Below are 17,214 nucleotides of genomic sequence, written 5' to 3'. Positions count from 1 at the left end.
GCTCACTCGAATCGGGAGGGATCGCCGGTGCCGCGCCGGACCACTTCGGCTGTGCCGCTCGTGAAGTCCACCACGGTTGTGGGCTCTGCGCCGGTGTCTCCGGAATCGATCACGGCCTCCACCAGGTTGTCCAGGCGTTCCTTGATCTCCCAGCCCTCGGTCAGGGGCTCCTCCTCGTCGGGGAGCAGCAACGTGCTGGAAAGGAGCGGTTCGCCCAGTTCGGCCAGCAGGGCCTGGACAAATTTGTGGTCCGGAATCCGGACCCCCACCGTCTTTTTCTTGGGGTGCAGGAGTCGGCGCGGAACTTCCTTCGTTGCGGGCAGGATGAACGTGTAGCCTCCAGGCGTGACGGCCTTGATGCTTCGGAAAACGTCGTTGTCGATCATGACCAATTGTCCGAGCTGCGCGAAATCCTTGCAGACCAAGGTGAAATGGTGCTTGCTGTCGAGCTGCCGGATCGAGCGGATGCGATCGAGGGCTTCCCGATTGCCGATTTGGGCGCCCAGTGCGTAGCCGGAATCGGTGGGGTAGGCGATCAGGCCGCCGGACTGCAGGATTTTCACCACCTGGGCGATCGCGCGTGGTTGGGGGTCCTGCGGGTGGACATCGAAGAATCTTGCCATTCCATGAGCTTACGGGCAGGCAGTGTGTCAGGACAGGACATCCTTGCTCGTGAACTTGCCGTAAGCCAAGGCCCCGGCCACCAGAATGTAGCCCGCCTGCAGCAGGGCGTTGTCGCCGAAGCTCGTCCACGAGATGGGTTGGCGCAAGAGATCGGCGAACCCCAACCAGTAATGGCTGAACAGCCAAGGGTGCAGCCACTCAAGTTGCGGAAGGTTATCTGCCACTTGCGATACGACGGACAAGACGACGGTTGCCGCCATGGCTCCCACCGGCACGTCCGTGAAGGTGGAAATCGCCAGCCCTATAGCGGACAGCCCCAAGAGCGACACCGCGATGTATGCGGCAATCAGCAGGGACCGCAGCACGGATTCGCCCACGCCGATCGTGTCGCCGGACAGCAGCGTTACGGGGCCCACCGGGAAGAGCGCGACGCCGGCCAGCGCGCCGGCGGCGGCCACAGTCACGGTCGCGGCCAGGCAGAAGACGGCGGCAGCCGCGTACTTGATGAGCAAAAGCCGCACCCGTCCTGCCGGCGCCACGAGCAGATACCTGAGCGTGCCAAGGTTCGCTTCTCCGGCAATCGTGTCGCCGGCCACTACTCCGATGGTGAGGGGCAGGAACAAAGGCACGGAAACGATCATCGCCGTCACGCCGACGAAGAGCCCGTTTTGGCTGATCCGGTCCAGGAAGGGCGGACCCCGGCCCGGCGCCACGGGATGCGCACTCAGCTTGACGGCCGCGGCAATGAGGATGGGGATCGCCGCGAGCGCCAGGAGCATTGCCCAGGTCCGCAGCCGCCTGAACAGCACCGAGAGCTCGGAGGCCATGAGCGGCCACGAGCTCGGTGGCCGGGCGCCTGAAGCGCCGGTCATGACTCCGGTTCCTTGTTCAGCCAGCAATGTCGAACCCCTCTCCGGTGAGGGAGACGAAGCGCTCCTCCAAAGTGGCGTTCTCCACGCCAAAGCCCCGGACCCTGACGCCATCGGCCACGAGGGCGGCGACGATCGCCTCGGGCGCCACCTCCCGCCCGGGCGGCCCGGTACTGACGAGGCTCCGGCCATCGGGACCATACGAGCCGGGCGGCGGAGCAGAAAGTTCGGACTGCAGGCCCAGCCTCGAGAGGACACGGACAGCAGCCTCGATATCGGGTGTGCGGAGCCGGATCGTGGCCTTCCCCGCGGCGCGCAGTTCGTGCAGGGTTCCTTGGGCCACGAGCTTGCCTACGCTCATGACGCCCACATGGGTGCACATCTGCTCCACTTCGGCGAGGAGATGGCTCGAAACGAACACGGTGGTGCCTCCAGCCGCCAGCGACCGGACCAGGCTGCGCACCTCCCGGGTTCCTTGCGGATCCAGGCCGTTGGTGGGCTCGTCCAGGACAAGCAGTTCGCGCGGGCGCAGCAGGGCATGCGCAATCCCCAGCCGCTGCTTCATCCCGAGGGAATACGCACGCACCCTTTTGCCTGCTGCATGGGACAACCCCACCCTCTCGAGCGCTTCATCCACCCGAGCGGAGCGGGTCCGCGGGGAGGCATGAAGATCGGCGCTGTCCAAGCGCCGAAGATTCGCTGCCCCCGACAGGAAAGGGTAGAAGGCGGGTCCTTCCACCAGCGAGCCAACATTGGGAAGGACTGTTGCCAGCTGGCGCGGCATCTCCCCGCCAAGGACCCGTATCCGGCCGTTGGAGGCGGCCGCCAAGCCAAGCAGCAAGCGGATGGTCGTGGTCTTGCCGGAGCCGTTCGGGCCGAGGAAGCCAAAGACTGAGCCGCGGGGCACGGCCAGGTCGACGCCGTCGACGGCGGCACGGTGGCCGAAGCGTTTGCCGAGGCTTTGCGTCTCTATCGCCAGTTCAGCCGGCGGAGGTCCCTCCGTCATTTCGCGGCGGCTGCGGCCTGCAGCCGCTCGAGTGGCACCATTCCCGCGAAGACGCGGCCGTCGTCGAGCATCAAAACCGTTACCAGGCTGGTCGTCAGGGCGCGGCCGCCCGGGATCGGCTGGGTGAGTTGGGCCAACATCGGAGCCGAACGGACATCAGCGGGCACCGTGCCCGCGGGCAGGCCCATCACTGCGTCCCAGCCAGAGCCCGCGATCGTTGGGCGTGCGAATGCCGCCTTGGCCTGCGGCGCCTGCCCGGTCTTACCGGGGAGGGCGCGCAGTTGCGGGGTTGCTTTCTCTTCGACTGCGGCACCCCGGGGCGGAGTGAAACTGAACAGGGCGGCGTCCGGCGTGGACAAGCTCAGGTCAGTGAATGCGAGTGAAAAGGCCGCTGGGCCCTGGCCCCGTGCCCGCACGTCGACGCCGATCGGCAGGCCCGAGGCGGAATCGACGGCGATCGTCACGGAATCGACGAGCGTGCCGGTACTGCGCGGCTTGATCACGAGTTGGTACGCGGTGCGGCCGACCACCGTGGTTCCGTCGCCCACGGTCACGTCCGTAGTGGGCCCGACGGCGGCGAGGAAGTGCTGCGCGAGGACTTCAGGAGTGGTTACTCCCGGAGCCGGTGCCGCGTGCGGGGCCGGTGTGCGGGCCGGCTCAGCGGGCATCGTCATGTGCGCCGCACTGTTGTCGGCCGAGTTGTAGAGCCAGAGATCGGTGCCATTGCGGACGACGTCACGCTCGGCGAGCATGTCCATCACCTGGAACCTGGCTTTGCCGGGGCCGTCCAGGTAGACCCGGGCCGTGTGCGAGCCGCTCAAAAGCTCCATGACCGAAGCGGGACCCTGGCTTGCGGTCGGCCCGACGGAGGGAAGTTGGGGGAGACCCAGATCGGAACTTTGTTGAAGGGTTCCTGACAGAGCACGGACGTCGGCGTGGCCGATCATCGCGATGACTTCCGCTGCCGTTTTGTGCGGCAGGGTCGTCGCAGCTCCTGCCTGGTAGGAACCGGACAAGGCTGCCGTAGCAAGGGCCACCGGAACCAGCGCGGCCGGCAACCAACGCAACCAGACGCGGGTCATGACAACCTCGCGAACCATCCACCATCGGGGAAGTTCATGGTTCCAGACTACTCCTGAAGCCCGGCCCGATCACGTGCTTCAGCGACTACCCTTCCAACGTCCTCCGCACGAATTCCGCGCTAGGACTCGCATACTCGGACCGGATGCGCTCGAAGAGGGCGATTCCCGCCGTGCCTGGCCAATCCTCGGGGAGAAACCCAGCGGGCAGCCCCGGATCCAGGTAGGGAATGATCCGCCACCGGTCGATGCATCGGACATAGCGGGCGAAGGTCCCGGCTGTGGGTGGGCCGCCGTCGGAGCCCTCAACCGGACCGCCGTCGTCGGCTGCGGAACCATGATGCCGGATGAAGTCGCGATGCAGTTCCGCGACCGCCTCCAAGTCCCACCATCCGGAGGCGGCATCGCGGAGGTTCCCGCCGACCAGGGGAGTGTCCGCAACGAACACCGTGGCCATGGCGCGCAGCCCCAGGTCCTCCAGGATCTCCTCCACTTCCTCCCGGAGCGAATCGGGGCAGATCCACAACCCTGCCGCCACCGTTCCGCAGCCGATCCAGTGCAATCTCCGCCGCAACTGGTGCCGCTTTTCCCGCTCCGTCTCCGGGATGGAAAACGATACGAGGCACCAGCGGTCCTCGGACGACATCAGGCGGGGGGTGAAGATCCGGCGGTCGCCGCGCGCGAGCATCGCTGCGGCACCCTCGGTGACGGCGAACCCGGGAACGCCGTGACGCAGTTGCGGAAGAACGATGTCCTTCTTCTTCAACCGCGACAACGCGGTTCTTGATGCAGCAGCGGTCAGGCCGAGGGCCTCCATAAGGGCGATGATGTGCCTGGTGGACATCCATCCGCCGGCGTCGCGGAGGTACAGGCCGATAACCGTTCGCAGCAACGACGTGGTGCTCCCTGGCCGGGAGTCCATGTCGTCAAGGACGGCGCTCACAGGAGTTCGGTCAGGGCGTCCCGGATGGCGGTCACTCCCAGCTCAACCTCCGCATAGCTGGTGCTGAGCGGCGAGAGGCCGATCCGCAGTCCGTGCGGCGGACGGAAATCCGGAATGACTCCCCGTTCCCACAGCGCCTGGGTCACCTTGCCGAAAAGGGGATGGTCCACTGTGATGTGCGAGCCGCGCTCCGCACTGTTGCGCGGGCTGACAATCTCGGCGCCGAGCGGGACCAGCATGTCCTCAGCCAAGGCGGCTGCGAATTCAGTGAGCTTGATGGACTTCTCCCGCACGGCCTCCATACCCACCGAGGCGATCAGCTCAACCATGTCCTTGAGCGGCTGCATGGCCAACACCGGGGGAGTGCCGGTGATGAAGCTTCGGATTCCCTTTGCCGGCTTGTAGCTTTCTGTCATGCCGAAGGGATTATCCGCGCCCATCCAGCCCCAAATCGGCTGCTGCAGGCGCTCCTGCTGCGAAGTGTTGACGTAAGCGAAGGCAGGGGAGCCCGGGCCACCGTTGAGGTATTTGTACGTGCAACCCACGGCGAGGTCCACGCCCCAGGCGTCCAGTTCGAGGGGCACCGAGCCCACGGAGTGGCAGAGGTCCCAGAGCATGAGCGCTCCGGAGTCCTTGACCATCGCGGTGACCGCCGCGGCATCGGCGAGGAAACCGGAACGGTACGCGACGTGGCTGAGCACGACGACGGCGGTCCGCTCGCCGAGCAGCCCTTCAAGGTCCGTGGTCCGGACGCCGCTGGCCGGATTGGACGCGACCCATTTGATGGTGGCGCCCTTCTCCGCGGCGATGCCCTCGATGATGAAACGGTCCGTGGGAAAGTTGTCCCGGTCCACGACGATCTCATCGCGGCCGGGCTGGGCGTCAACTGCCGCCCGGATGAGTTTGTAGAGCAACACGGACGTCGAATCGCCCACGGTCACCTGGCCCGCAGCCGCGCCCAGGGTGACGACGCCGATCCGGTCCCCGACCGTTGTGGGCTCGTCCATCCACTGTTCGTCCCAGCCCCGGATCAGGCGGCTGCCCCAGGCGTCCTCGACGAAGGAGGCGAGCTTCGCCGACGTCGCCTTCAGCGGCCTGCCGAGCGAGTTCCCGTCGAGGTAGGCGGTGAGCTGGCCGTCGGACGGGACGTAAAAGGCCTCACGCTGCTCGGCGAGGGGATCGGTGGCGTCGAGTTCTGCCGACGTCGGCCGTTGCGTTTGCTGCGCGCTGTTCATGTCTCTCCTGAAGTGACGGATGGGGTTTCTTGGAATACCGTTCAGTTGCCGATTTCGGTGCGGACGGCGTAAAGCTCCGGGAAGAAGGTCAAGTCAAGGGCCCGCTTGAGGAAATCGACGCCTGAGGAACCGCCCGTGCCCACCTTGAATCCGATGGTCCGCTGCACCGTGCGCAAGTGGCGGAAGCGCCAGGCATGGAAGTTGTCCTCGATGTCTACCAGGTCTTCGCAAGCCTCGTAGAAACCCCACGGGGTGGCGTCCGACTCGTAGATCTCCTGGAAGACCGGGACCAGGTCTTCCTGGAAAGTCCACGGTTCGCTCGTATCACGTTCCAGGATCCTCTTCGGGACGGCGTAACCGGCCCGGGCCAGCACCGCCAGGAAGGCGTCATACAGCGTCGGTTCCGCCAAGAGGGTGCTGAGCTGGCTGTGCGCCGACGGATCGCTCTCGAAGACCCGGAGCATGGCGCGGTTCTTGTTCCCGAGCAGGAACTCTACGCCGCGGTACTGGTGGGACTGGAAGCCTGAGGAGCTGCCCAGGAAGCGACGGAACTCGGAGTACTCCCGCGGAGTGAGCGTGCCCAGCACAGACCACTGCTCGGTCATGGTCCGCTGGATCGCCTTGACCCGTGCGATGCATTTGAGGGCTTTGGCAAGGTTGTCCACGTCGAGGAGCCGGCGGGCTTCGAGAAGCTCATGCAGGATCAGCTTGAGCCACAGTTCGCTGGTCTGGTGCTGGATGATGAACAGCAATTCGTCATGGTGTTCGGGGGTGCTCAACGGGTGCTGGGCGGTGAGGAGGCGATCAAGGTCCAAATATCCGCCGTAGGACATTGCCTGGCTGAAATCGGTGCGGACTGTGTCCTCGAGTGGCCTGACGCCTTGGGTCCTGATGCTCGCTGCGGAGTGGCCGGTGCGATTTTCCATGCATTCAGAATATCATTCTTGTGACGAACGTCAAGATAGTGAATTATCTTAAAGTTCCTTTTGTCGTCTCTGTGAACCGCTGGCGAGGCCGATACGTTGTAAGATCGGCAAGGGGGTATTTGGGCTGCAGGAGGCTCCATGTACCGGCAGGCAGTCAGCATTCGTGACTTACCAGCAGACCGTCGGCATCCGGAGGTAGACGGACCAGAACATTTCCCCGGTCTCGAACAGACGGCGCTACGTACGCGCACAAATCTTCGGGCCCGGGACCTCATAGTGCAGAAATACGGGGGCTCCTCCGTTGCCGATGCGGCAGGCATCAAGCGAGTGGCCCGGCGGATCGCCGAGACCCGCGAGGCCGGACATCCGCTGGTGGTGGTGGTTTCGGCCATGGGTGACACCACCGACGAACTGCTTGACCTCGCCGTGTCCCTCAGTCCCAGTCCTCCCGCCGGCGAACTGGACGCGCTGCTGACCACGGGTGAACGGATCTCCGTGACGCTCTTGGCGATTGCATTGTCCGACCTGGGTGTTCCTTCCCGCACCTTCAGTGGAAAAAAGGCCGGACTGATCACCGACGGAATCCATGGCAAGGCCCACATTGTCAACGTGGATCCGCACCATATCCGCGCATGCTTGAAGCGCGAAGAAGTTGCCATCGTGGCCGGTTTCCAGGGGAAGGGCCTGAAGAAAAAAGAGATCACCACCTTGGGCCGGGGAGGTTCGGACATCACGGCCGTCGCCTTGGCCGCGGCGCTGGGTGCCGGCATGTGCGAGATCTATACCGACGTCGACGGCGTCTATACCGCTGACCCGCGCATCGTTCCCCGTGCGCGCAAAATCGACGTCATCTCAAACGAGGAAATGCTGGAGCTGGCTGCGTCGGGTTCCAAAGTCGTCCACGCCAGATGCCTCGAGTATGCGCGCCGTTTCGGGGTCCCCCTCCATGTGCGCTCGTCCTTCACCCGTGGCATGGGAACCCTGATCCTCCCAGGCCAGGACCAGGTAGCGGAGTGGGACCATAAGCCGGTCTGGGAACGGGCTCCCGCCGTTGAGCGGCCTGTGGTCTCCGCGGTTCTCAGTGACAAGTCGGTGGCGAAGCTCAAGGTGATAGGCGTCGCGGATGGCGTGGGAAAGCCCGCGGAAATCTTCGGGCTTCTCGCCGATGAGCGCGCCCAGGTCGACATGGCCGTTCAAAACGCTTCCTTCGCGCGCGCCGGCGGGAGCGACATTTCCCTGGCGGTTCCCAGCCGGGACGGCTTCCGTGTCCGCACCGCCCTGTCCGCTGCCCAGGGGGCCATTGGCTTCATGGACCTCCAGTACGACGGCCAGATCGGCAGGCTTTCGCTGATCGGGCTGGGCATGCGCACCGACGCCGAAGTGTTTTCGCAGCTCTTCAAGGCCCTGTCGGAAGCGGGAGCCGAGATCGAGTTGGTCTCAGCGTCGGACATGCGCATCGACGTCGTTGTCCGTGCCGCAGTGCTTGAGGACGCGCGGCGCGCCGTGCGGTTGGCCTTCGGGCTTGACCAAGCGGGCGAGGAGGCCAGCAAAGCGACGTAACGGGGCCGGAGCGTCGCCACCCCATCCTTCCCGCATCGCGAAAGGCAACGGCGCGGGAAGCGCTCAGTCATTTGATCCGCCACCGCGGATCCACGGGATAAGGACCCGATCGCCATGTACACACACCCCCAGCAGGAGACCTTGACGGCACACGTAACCGGGCCCCTCCCCGGACCCTTATCAGCCGAATTGTTGGCTCGCCAGGAAGCCAACGAATCAAATGCACGCACCTATCCGCGGCATCTTCCCATCGCGATCGCCGAGGGCTCCGGAGCCTTCGTGCGGGACGTCGATGACAATGTATTCATTGATTTCCTGGCTGGTGCCGGGGTTCTGTCCCTCGGGCACAGTCATCCGGAACTGGTTGAGGTCGTGACCGGACAAGTGCGGAACCTGAGCCACGGGCTTGATTTCCCGACGCCGGCAAAGGATGCCTTCATCAGGGCGCAGCTGTCCATGCTTCCCTGGGGACTCGCGGAGCGGATGAAGATCCACTTCTGCGGACCGACCGGTGCGAATGCTGTGGACGCCGCCATCAAATTGTGCAAGACGGCCACCGGGCGCGGGGACATCGTGTGCTTCCAAGGTGGATTCCACGGCAGCAGTGCTGTCGGGATGGCGCTCACCGGATTGGTTGGACAGAAGCAACCGGTGGCGAACGGGATCCCCGGAGTGCACTTCTTCCCTTATTCCTACTGTGCACAGTGTCCCGTGGGCCTGGACCCGGAGACCTGCTCGACCAACTGTGTGCAGTACTTCGAACATTCCCTCAAAGACCCGCTCGGCGGCATACCTCTTCCCGCGGCCGTCATCATGGAAATGGTCCAAGGTGAAGGGGGAGTCGTGCCGGCTACCGCGGAATTCGCGCGAACCGTGCGCAGGGTAACCCGTGAGCTGGGAATCCCCTTGATCATCGATGAGATCCAGACCGGGTGCGGACGCACCGGAACCTGGTTCGCGTTCGAACAGTACGGAATCGAGCCCGATGTCATCGTTGCATCCAAGGCCCTCAGCGGAATAGGTCTCCCCGTTGCGCTGATCATCTATAACAAAGACCTCGACCGGTGGCTTCCCGGCGCCCACACCGGGACATTCCGCGGAAACCAGCTAGCCTTCGCCGCGGGGACTGCAGCCGTGGGGATCATCCGGCGTGACGACGTTCTTGGCAACGTCCGCAGCCGCGGTGCGCAGATCGCCCGGCTTCTCGAGCCGTTGGCAGGCAACCGGTGGGTGCGCGAGGTTCGGGGCCGTGGGCTGATGTGGGGAATCGAGCTCGCCGATCCGGAGACAGGCCGTCCTGCCGGCGGCCTGGCCCGCGCAGTGCAGCGTAATGCCTTGGAACGGGGCCTGATACTCGAATGCGGCGGCCGGGATGACTGCGTGGTCAGGCTCCTGCCTCCGCTGAACATCACGGAAGAAATCGTCGATGCCGCTTGCGGACTCCTTCTGGCTGCCATCGCCGAACAAACTGCCATTGCCGAACAAACTGCAATTGCCGAACACAGCGCCATCGCCGAACACAGCATCAGGGCGGAGCAGGGCACCGTCACCCAAGGCAGGACCGCGAGGGCGCCCCGCTAGCGCCGGACCCAGGACCAGGAGGGGCAGATGGAAAGGCACATTCACCAAGGCCGGCCGCCCGGGGAAGCGGCTGCCGGGCCGGGAGCTATGATCCACCTCAGGGACGGCGCTCCGGTCCTCCTCGGCAAGGCCCCCGGGAAATCCATCCGGTGGAGTCCCGGCGAGAGGCTTGAGGAGCTCTTCGAAGACCGGTGCGACCGCCAACGAGCCGAAGGCCGCAGCAGTCATCCCGCCGTGGAGACTGCGGAAGGGTCGCTTAGCTACCAGGAACTGGACGCCCGGGCCAACCGGCTCGCCCGCTACCTTTTAGCCCGTGGGGTAAGGCCGCGCGACAGGATCGCACTGCTGTTCGATGACCCGGTGCGGACCTATGTCAGCATGCTGGGGGTCCTCAAGGCCCATGCCGTCTACGTGCCCCTCGACCCGGCGTTCCCTTCCGAGCGAATTGCCTACATTGCGGCCGACGCCGATGTCACCATGATCTTGACTGCCTCCCGCCTCGCGGACGGCCTGCCGCCCGGCACTGCGGCGCTTGCGGTCCGTGTGGACAAGGAGGACCGCCGCATTGCCGCATTCGACCCTGCCCGCTTGGCCTGGGCGGGGGAGGAGTCCCCTGCCGACGGGCTGGCCTACATCATCTACACCTCGGGATCCACCGGACGGCCGAAGGGAGTCGCGATAGCGCACGCCAGCATCTGCCACTTCGTGAGAACTGCGGCCGAGACGTACGGCTACGAACCCCTCGACCGGGTCTACCAGGGCATGACCACGGCTTTCGATTTCTCGGTGGAGGAGATCTGGGTGCCTTGGATGGTGGGGGCCACCTTGGTGCCCCGGCCGCCCGGGAACAACCTCCTCGGTCCGGATCTTGCCGAGTTCATCGAGGCCCGGAACATCACGGCCCTTTGTTGCGTGCCGACCCTGCTCGCCACGCTCGACGACGACGTCCCCGGGCTGCGGTTCCTGCTCGTCTCCGGTGAAGCCTGCCCGGAGGACCTTGTGGAGCGTTGGCATCGGCCGGGCCGGCGTTTCCTGAATGTCTACGGCCCAACCGAGGCGACGGTGACAGCAACGTGGGGCACTGCGGAGCCGGGCAAGCCCGTGACCCTGGGCAAACCGTTGCCCGGCTATTCGGCGGTCATCCTGGATCCCGTCCAGGACCGCGCCTTGCCCCACGGGGAGCTGGGCGAAATCGGCCTGGCGGGCGTGGGGCTGGCCCGGGGCTACATCAACCGGCCGGAACTAACGGAAAGGGCATTCATTCCCGATTTCCTTGGCTTGGAGGACAACCCGTCCCATCGCATTTATCGCACCGGTGACCTTGGCCGGTTCAACGAACACGACGAGATCGAGTACCACGGCCGCACCGATACGCAGGTGAAAGTCCGGGGTTATCGGATCGAGCTGAGCGAAATCGAAAGCGTCCTCCTGCAGAGGCCCGGGATAGCGATGGCTGTCGTGAAGACCTGGGAGCCCGAACCGGGTATCACCGAACTTGCCGCCTATTACACGCTGCGCCAGAACGCACTCGAAGAGGACGGTGGAGACATCCGTGCCTGGCTGCGCGAGCGGCTCCCCGCCTACATGGTGCCGGGGTATTTCCAGCCGGTCCGGAGCATGCCGATGATGGTGAGTGGAAAGGTTGACCGCAGCCGCCTTCCACCCCCGGCCGGCCCACGCGCCGTGAGTACGGACGTGGCCGACACCATGCCGGTGACACCGACGGAACGGACCCTCGCCCCGGCTTTGGCTGCGGCCCTCCAGCTCGCGTCAGTTTCCACCACCGCCAATTTCTTCAACGACCTCGGGGCGAACTCCCTGCTGATGGCACATTTCTGCGCAAACGTCCGCAAGGTAGCCAACGCACCCTCAGTCTCGATGCGCGAAATCTATGCACATCCGACCATCGCCGCGCTGGCAGCCGCCCTGGACGCCGCTCACGACAGGGCGAGTGCGCTGTCCGCGGCCGAAGGCACGGAAACCGCGACGGCTGAACCGTACCTGCGGGTAGGCACTCCCCAGTACCTTCTGTGCGGGCTCCTGCAGGCATTGGCCAGCCTGCTCTATGCCTACGTGGTCGTGCTCATCCCCTTCACCGGCGAGCAGTGGATCGGCGGGTCCCGGCAGCCAGGCGTCCTGTTGGCGCGCTCCGCCGTCGTCGGCACCATATCGTTCCTGGCTTTGGCAGTCATGCCCATTGCGCTCAAATGGGCGCTCATCGGCCGGTGGAAGCCGGCGGAGTTCCCTATCTGGTCCTTGCGGTATGTCCGCTTCTGGTTCGTCAAGACCTTAGTCAACACAAGCCCGCTCCGTTTGTTCGTCGGGACCCCGGTCTTCCCCCTCTACCTCAGGGCACTGGGGGCGAGGATCGGCCCGCGCGTCACGATCCTTTCGTCAAGGATTCCCGCCTGCACCGACCTGCTGACCGTAGGGGGTGGAACGGTTATCCGGAGGGACACCACCTTCAATTGCTACCGTGCCCAGGCAGGCCGGATCCAGACGGGGCCGGTCACTTTGGGCAGCAATGTCCTGATCGGCGAACAGTCGACGCTGGACATTGACACGGCCATGGGCGACGACTCCCAACTGGGGCACAGCTCCTGCCTGCATCGCTTCCAGGCTGTTCCGCCTGGGGGAGCGTGGGCCGGCTCGCCTGCCGAGCCCACCGACGTCAGTTACCGCAGGGCAGGACGAGCCAATTCGGGGCCGGCCCGCCGGGCCAGCTTCAGTTTCTGGAGCCTGCTGGTCCACATGGTCCTGGTGTCTTCCATCGGGCTTGGAGCCATCGACCTCGTACTCGCCTCGCTCCCCGCAGGAGAAACGAACCCGGCGCGGCCGCTTTTCTGGCAAGCGCTCCTGCTGATCTCGGCCGTCCTTCTTTTCGGCAGCATCCTGGCCGCTTTCGCCCTCGCCGCCACTCTTCCCAGGCTGCTTGCGTTGCTTCTGGCCCCGGGCAAGGACTACCCGCTCTACAGCTTCCGGTTCGGACTCTTTCGGACAGCCCAGCGCCTGACCAACCTCAAGGCGCTCCTCCAGCTCACCGGAGATAGCTCCCTGATCGTCTACTACCTGAACGTTCTCGGCTACCACCAGCCGGACCTCGTGCAGACCGGATCCAATTTCGGCGTGGGGCTCAAGCATGACAGCCCCACCCTGACCACAGTCGGCAGCGGCACCATGGTCTCGGATGGCCTGTCGATCATCCACGCCGACTACTCGAACACCGCATTCCGCCTCTCTCCTGCCGTCATAGGGGCCAGGAGCTTCTTCGGGAACAACATCGCCTACCCCGCCGGAGCCAGGATCGGGGATAACTGCCTGCTGGGGACCAAGACGATGGTGCCTTTGGAGGGTCCGCTCCGCGAAGGGGTGGGACTCCTGGGCTCACCACCCTTTGAGATACCGCGCACTGTGGACCGTGACAGCACCTTTGACCGGTTCAGGACCCCTGAGGAACGGGCGCGCCGGATCCCGGCAAAGAACCTGCACAACACCGTGACGGTGATCTACTACCTGCTGGCCCGCTGGGCCGAGCTGTATGTGATTCTCCTCACCGCCTGGGCATCGCAGGCTTTCCTGCCCTCCCTGGGAGCGCTCGCCGCCTTGGCCGCGGTCGGAACCATGGTCATCACCACCGGCGTCGTGATGATCCTCGTCGAGTGGGCGTCCCTCGGATTCAGGAGGCTTTCGCCGACCTTTTGTTCCATTTACGAAGTGCCCTTCTGGCGGCATGAGCGCTACTGGAAACTCGGAGCGGGGGGCATTGTCCAAATGTTCAACGGTACGCCGTTCAAAGCCGTGATTTGGCGAATCCTGGGGGCCCGGATGGGCAAGAAGGTCTTCGACGACGGTTGCGGGCTGCCGGAAAAGACCCTCGTCACCATTGGGGACTACTGCACCCTCAACGCTTACGCCGTCGCGCAATGCCACTCCATGGAAGACGGCACCTTCAAGCTCGATGCCGTCAACATCGGCGCCGGCTGCACACTGGGCGTAAGTGCATTCGTCCATTACGGCACCACAATGAATGAAGGATCCGTGCTCGAAGCCGATTCGTTCCTGATGAAGGGGGAGGACGTCCCCGCGCACAGTGTCTTCGGCGGCAACCCTGCGCGCGAGCTGAGCCGGCAAGCTGTCCCCGGACTGCCCTGACGCCGGCGAGTGGCTTACGCTGGCCTTGGGGGCACATCCGGGAGGGGGCTGCATGACCACCGTGTCGCTCTATCTGGACGTCGACGGCGTGGTGAACCCCTTCGGTCCCGTGGGCTGCACCGATTGGGGCACTGAATGGAGAATCGCCGACGCCGGGATCCTGGACGTCGTTTACGCCTCTGAACTGGTGGACGAGCTCAATGAGCTGGCCACCCATCCCGCGGCGAGGTTTGTCTGGCTGACCACCTGGCAGCAGCTTGCGCCGCAGTTCCTGTGCCCGGCTATTGGCCTGCATGGCGAGCATTGGACCGTCTTGAGCAGCGATGGTTGCGAGCAGTCCGGCGAGTGGTGGAAGCTGGACGTTTTGCTGAAGGATGTCCACGAGTCCGGAGCCGACCGCATCGTATGGATGGACGATCAGCTGAACCATGAGGCCGCGGCCCGGTCCTGGGCCGAATTCCTTGGCCCCCGGGTGCTGTGGATCTCCCCGGACCCGCGGCGGGGACTGTCACGGAGCGATATCGCGGCTGTTCGGCAATTCCTTGGATGATTCCATGTTTGGCCATGCTGGCAATGGCACGTAGGATTTTTAAGGTTCCACGCCCGCCATCATGAATTCCGCGAGTACAGTCAGATGAACACTCTCTGAACTGCTTGCATCAGGCAGGCCCCGGGGAAGTGGAACTGCGCATCGTCGACTCTGCAGATTGGGCACTAGGTGGGAATCACCTTCATGGTCGCGCTTGTTATAGCGCTGGCCTTATTTTTTGACTTCACCAACGGGTTCCACGACACTGCGAACGCGATGGCGACTCCGATCGCCACGGGTGCCATCAAGCCAAAGACGGCTGTTGCCTTGGCCGCGGTGCTCAACCTGGTTGGTGCGTTCCTCTCGACCGAAGTGGCGAAGACCATCTCGGGGGGCCTTATCCGCGAAGGTACGGACGGCATCCACATCACTCCCGAGATCATCTTCGCCGGGCTGATGGGCGCAGTCCTGTGGAACATGTTCACGTGGCTCAAAGGGCTGCCGTCCAGTTCTTCGCACGCGCTTTTCGGCGGCCTTATCGGCGCGACGATCGTTGGCATCGGCTTCCGCGCGGTCAACTTCGACACTGTTATCCAGAAGGTCATTCTTCCGGCTATCTTCTCGCCGCTGCTCGCCGGTGTCGTGGCCTATGTGTGCACCAAGCTCGCCTATGCCCTGACTTCCCGGCACGATCCTGAAACCGGCGACAAGCTGACCCAGAAGCGCGGCGGATTCCGTACCGGCCAGATCTTCACTTCCAGCCTCGTTGCACTCGCCCACGGTACCAACGACGCGCAAAAGACCATGGGCATCATCACCCTCGTCCTGATCGCAGCGGGAACCCAACCGGCCGGCAGCGGACCGCAGCTCTGGGTCATCGGAGCCTGCGCACTCGCCATCGCCATCGGCACCTACGCCGGCGGCTGGCGCATCATCCGGACAATGGGCTCGGGGCTGACAGACGTCAAGCCGGCCCAAGGCTTCTCTGCGGAAACCAGCACCGCTTCGGCCATTCTCGCTTCCTCCCACCTCGGCTTCGCGCTGTCCACCACGCAGGTGGCCTCCGGGTCGGTCATTGGCTCGGGACTCGGACGCAAAGGCACCTCGGTGCGTTGGGGAACGGTGGGGCGCATCGCTACCGGTTGGATCTTTACCCTTCCTGCCGCTGCGATCGTGGGCGCCTTGACCGCGTTCCTCATCGGCACCGGCACGGCCGGCGTGGTCATCGCAGCAGTTGTGGGCACCGCCGTCGTCGCCTATATGTTCATCTCCTCGAGGAAGTCGCACGTGGGCCACCACAACGCCGTCGAAGTCGAAGAAGCCGGCACCGCCGTCCGCTTTCGCAAGAAGGGCTCCAAGGGAAAAAGCCTGAGCAAGAGCACGAGTAAGGACATCAAGGCATGAAATGGTTGGATCTGCTGCAGGTAGCCGGTGCGACACTCGTGGCGGCAGTCCTCCTCGTAGTGCTGTATTCGCTCGGCGTCCGTCTCACGGCCATCGCGGGCGACGTCCGGCAGAAGTCGCCCGCCATGGTCCGGTCCTTTGCCTACCTGTGCTTTGCGGCCTGCGGAATCGCCGTGCTTTTCGGCATCTACCTGATCGTTCCTTACTTCACGAAGTAGCTGGGCACCCCGCTGCGTAATGAGTAGGGTGGGGCCATGGCGGACTTCCAGTACTACGTGGCATCCTCGCTCGACGGCTTCATCGCCACGAAAGAAGACGATCTCGGCTGGCTGCTCCAGTTCGAAGAGGCCGAGGGCGTCACTGAAAGCTACGAAGACTTCATGGCGGGTATCGGCTGCATTGTCATGGGCGGGCAGACCTTTCGTTGGCTCGTGGAACACGAACCAGGCAAATGGCCCTATCCGGGTGTTCCTTGTTGGATCTTCACCCACCGCGAATATTCAGCACCGCCCGGCGCGGACGTTACGTTCGTCCGCGGCGACGTCGAGGAATTCGTGCCGGACCTGGAAGCCGATGCCGGCGAGAAGAACGTGTGGCTGGTTGGCGGTGGAAACCTGGTTGCCCAGTTCGCCAAGGCGGGCCTGCTCGACGAGATGATCGTCAGCCTGATTCCTGTCGCGTTGGGTTCCGGTAAGGGCTTGCTGCCCGTGGAGAGCCCGACGGCGCCGCTTGAGTTGATCTCGTCCCGCACCCTCGGCGGCGCGGCAGTCGAGTTGCGCTACCGCTTTCCCGCACGTGCCGGGTCAGCGGGTCCTGTTCTCCCGGATCATGTTGGTAATCCGGGCCGTTGATAACCGCCGGCCGTGTTCATCGGTCATGACAATTTCATGGGTGGCGAGCGTACCGCCCAGGTGGATGGCCGTGCACGTGCCGGTGACCAGGCCGCTCGCAACCGAGCGATGGTGGGTTGCGCCCACCTCGATTCCCACCACGTGGCGTCCCTCTCCCGCATGCAAGGCCGCTGCGAAGGAGCCCAGGGTTTCGGCGAGCACCACGTGGGCTCCGCCGTGGAGGATGCCGGCAACCTGGGTGTTGCCTTCCACCGGCATGGTCGCGACAGCCCGTTCGGCGCCCAGTTCAAGGAACGTGATGCCCATTTTCGCCACGAGTGTGCCCACGCCGTAGCGGGAAAGCCAGCCGTGCAACTCCGGCGGAACCCCGGCGGCGTTGAGTTCGTCAGTGAACGGGCCCGGCGTGAAATTGTCCATCATGGGAACTAGGCTGGCACCTGTGAGCGAAACAACCA

Annotated in this window: 15 protein-coding genes; 7 read left to right on the top strand and 8 right to left on the bottom strand. The window is 64.6% G+C overall.

Annotated features, from left to right (window positions below; all coding sequences use genetic code 11):
* Positions 1–2: 2 nt before the first annotated feature.
* The 7 genes from J2S96_RS09890 to kynA form a co-directional block, all read right to left on the bottom strand.
* Positions 3–623, bottom strand: a complete 621-nt coding sequence (locus J2S96_RS09890; protein ID WP_306862482.1) for an L-threonylcarbamoyladenylate synthase — start codon at positions 621–623, stop codon at positions 3–5.
* A gap of 27 nt (positions 624–650) precedes the next feature.
* Positions 651–1,496, bottom strand: coding sequence for an ABC transporter permease (locus J2S96_RS09885; RefSeq protein ID WP_306862479.1), 846 nt, complete (start codon positions 1,494–1,496; stop codon positions 651–653).
* 16 nt (positions 1,497–1,512) lie between these two features.
* A complete protein-coding gene (locus J2S96_RS09880; protein WP_306862477.1) occupies positions 1,513–2,499 on the bottom strand; it encodes an ABC transporter ATP-binding protein in 987 nt (328 codons plus the stop codon).
* Positions 2,496–3,581, bottom strand: a complete 1,086-nt coding sequence (locus J2S96_RS09875; RefSeq protein WP_306862474.1) for a LolA family protein — start codon at positions 3,579–3,581, stop codon at positions 2,496–2,498. Before J2S96_RS09875 ends, J2S96_RS09880 begins: the two co-directional genes overlap by 4 nt.
* Positions 3,582–3,666: 85 nt before the next feature.
* Entirely contained in the window at positions 3,667–4,521 is an 855-nt protein-coding gene (locus tag J2S96_RS09870; RefSeq protein ID WP_306862472.1) for a PaaX family transcriptional regulator, read from the bottom strand.
* Positions 4,518–5,756 carry a kynureninase gene (kynU, locus tag J2S96_RS09865; RefSeq protein WP_306862470.1) on the bottom strand — a complete coding sequence of 413 codons (1,239 nt, stop codon included), beginning with the start codon at positions 5,754–5,756 and terminating at the stop codon, positions 4,518–4,520. Before kynU ends, J2S96_RS09870 begins: the two co-directional genes overlap by 4 nt.
* 41 nt (positions 5,757–5,797) lie before the next feature.
* Positions 5,798–6,682, bottom strand: a complete 885-nt coding sequence (gene kynA, locus J2S96_RS09860) for a tryptophan 2,3-dioxygenase (RefSeq protein WP_306862468.1) — start codon at positions 6,680–6,682, stop codon at positions 5,798–5,800.
* Between the two features lie 276 nt (positions 6,683–6,958).
* On the opposite strand from kynA, the gene J2S96_RS09855 reads away from it, so the two are divergent.
* The 7 genes from J2S96_RS09855 (at position 6,959) to J2S96_RS09825 (ending at position 16,759) form a co-directional block, all read left to right on the top strand.
* Positions 6,959–8,242 (top strand): aspartate kinase, encoded by a 1,284-nt coding sequence (locus J2S96_RS09855; protein WP_306862464.1) that lies wholly within the window; start codon positions 6,959–6,961, stop codon positions 8,240–8,242.
* 114 nt (positions 8,243–8,356) lie between these two features.
* Positions 8,357–9,823, top strand: a complete 1,467-nt coding sequence (locus tag J2S96_RS09850; protein WP_306862461.1) for a diaminobutyrate--2-oxoglutarate transaminase family protein — start codon at positions 8,357–8,359, stop codon at positions 9,821–9,823.
* A gap of 27 nt (positions 9,824–9,850) precedes the next feature.
* Complete coding sequence (locus J2S96_RS09845) at positions 9,851–13,975, top strand: Pls/PosA family non-ribosomal peptide synthetase (RefSeq protein ID WP_306862457.1); 4,125 nt, start codon at positions 9,851–9,853, stop codon at positions 13,973–13,975.
* Between the two features lie 52 nt (positions 13,976–14,027).
* Entirely contained in the window at positions 14,028–14,525 is a 498-nt protein-coding gene (locus tag J2S96_RS09840; protein ID WP_306862455.1) for an HAD domain-containing protein, read from the top strand.
* Between the two features lie 168 nt (positions 14,526–14,693).
* Positions 14,694–15,908, top strand: coding sequence for an inorganic phosphate transporter (locus J2S96_RS09835; RefSeq protein ID WP_306862453.1), 1,215 nt, complete (start codon positions 14,694–14,696; stop codon positions 15,906–15,908).
* Positions 15,905–16,126 carry a hypothetical protein gene (locus tag J2S96_RS09830; protein WP_306862450.1) on the top strand — a complete coding sequence of 74 codons (222 nt, stop codon included), beginning with the start codon at positions 15,905–15,907 and terminating at the stop codon, positions 16,124–16,126. Before J2S96_RS09835 ends, J2S96_RS09830 begins: the two co-directional genes overlap by 4 nt.
* A 36-nt stretch (positions 16,127–16,162) precedes the next feature.
* A complete protein-coding gene (locus J2S96_RS09825) occupies positions 16,163–16,759 on the top strand; it encodes a dihydrofolate reductase family protein (RefSeq protein ID WP_306862446.1) in 597 nt (198 codons plus the stop codon).
* On the opposite strand, the gene J2S96_RS09820 is transcribed toward J2S96_RS09825, so the two are convergent.
* Positions 16,712–17,179: a hotdog fold thioesterase gene (locus J2S96_RS09820; protein ID WP_306862444.1), complete on the bottom strand. Its 468-nt coding sequence runs from the start codon at positions 17,177–17,179 to the stop codon at positions 16,712–16,714. The genes J2S96_RS09825 and J2S96_RS09820 overlap by 48 nt on opposite strands.
* Positions 17,180–17,214 lie beyond the last annotated feature (35 nt).

The organism is Arthrobacter bambusae (assembly GCF_030812595.1).
In the GTDB taxonomy this organism is placed as follows: domain Bacteria; phylum Actinomycetota; class Actinomycetes; order Actinomycetales; family Micrococcaceae; genus Arthrobacter; species Arthrobacter bambusae_B.
The sequence above is the reverse complement of the archived record's forward strand: the minus strand, read 5'-3'. Positions and strand labels throughout refer to the sequence as shown.

Excerpts from the sequence above, each read along its gene's own strand:
- J2S96_RS09845 (WP_306862457.1), top strand. The coding sequence starts at position 9,851 with ATGGAAAGGCACATTCACCAAGGCCGGCCGCCCGGGGAAGCGGCTGCC.
- kynU (WP_306862470.1), bottom strand. The coding sequence starts at position 5,756 with ATGAACAGCGCGCAGCAAACGCAACGGCCGACGTCGGCAGAACTCGAC.
- J2S96_RS09830 (WP_306862450.1), top strand. The coding sequence starts at position 15,905 with ATGAAATGGTTGGATCTGCTGCAGGTAGCCGGTGCGACACTCGTGGCG.
- J2S96_RS09840 (WP_306862455.1), top strand. The coding sequence starts at position 14,028 with ATGACCACCGTGTCGCTCTATCTGGACGTCGACGGCGTGGTGAACCCC.
- J2S96_RS09880 (WP_306862477.1), bottom strand. The coding sequence starts at position 2,499 with ATGACGGAGGGACCTCCGCCGGCTGAACTGGCGATAGAGACGCAAAGC.
- J2S96_RS09885 (WP_306862479.1), bottom strand. The coding sequence starts at position 1,496 with ATGACCGGCGCTTCAGGCGCCCGGCCACCGAGCTCGTGGCCGCTCATG.
- J2S96_RS09850 (WP_306862461.1), top strand. The coding sequence starts at position 8,357 with ATGTACACACACCCCCAGCAGGAGACCTTGACGGCACACGTAACCGGG.
- J2S96_RS09825 (WP_306862446.1), top strand. The coding sequence starts at position 16,163 with ATGGCGGACTTCCAGTACTACGTGGCATCCTCGCTCGACGGCTTCATC.
- J2S96_RS09875 (WP_306862474.1), bottom strand. The coding sequence starts at position 3,581 with ATGACCCGCGTCTGGTTGCGTTGGTTGCCGGCCGCGCTGGTTCCGGTG.
- J2S96_RS09820 (WP_306862444.1), bottom strand. The coding sequence starts at position 17,179 with ATGATGGACAATTTCACGCCGGGCCCGTTCACTGACGAACTCAACGCC.
- kynA (WP_306862468.1), bottom strand. The coding sequence starts at position 6,682 with ATGGAAAATCGCACCGGCCACTCCGCAGCGAGCATCAGGACCCAAGGC.
- J2S96_RS09890 (WP_306862482.1), bottom strand. The coding sequence starts at position 623 with ATGGCAAGATTCTTCGATGTCCACCCGCAGGACCCCCAACCACGCGCG.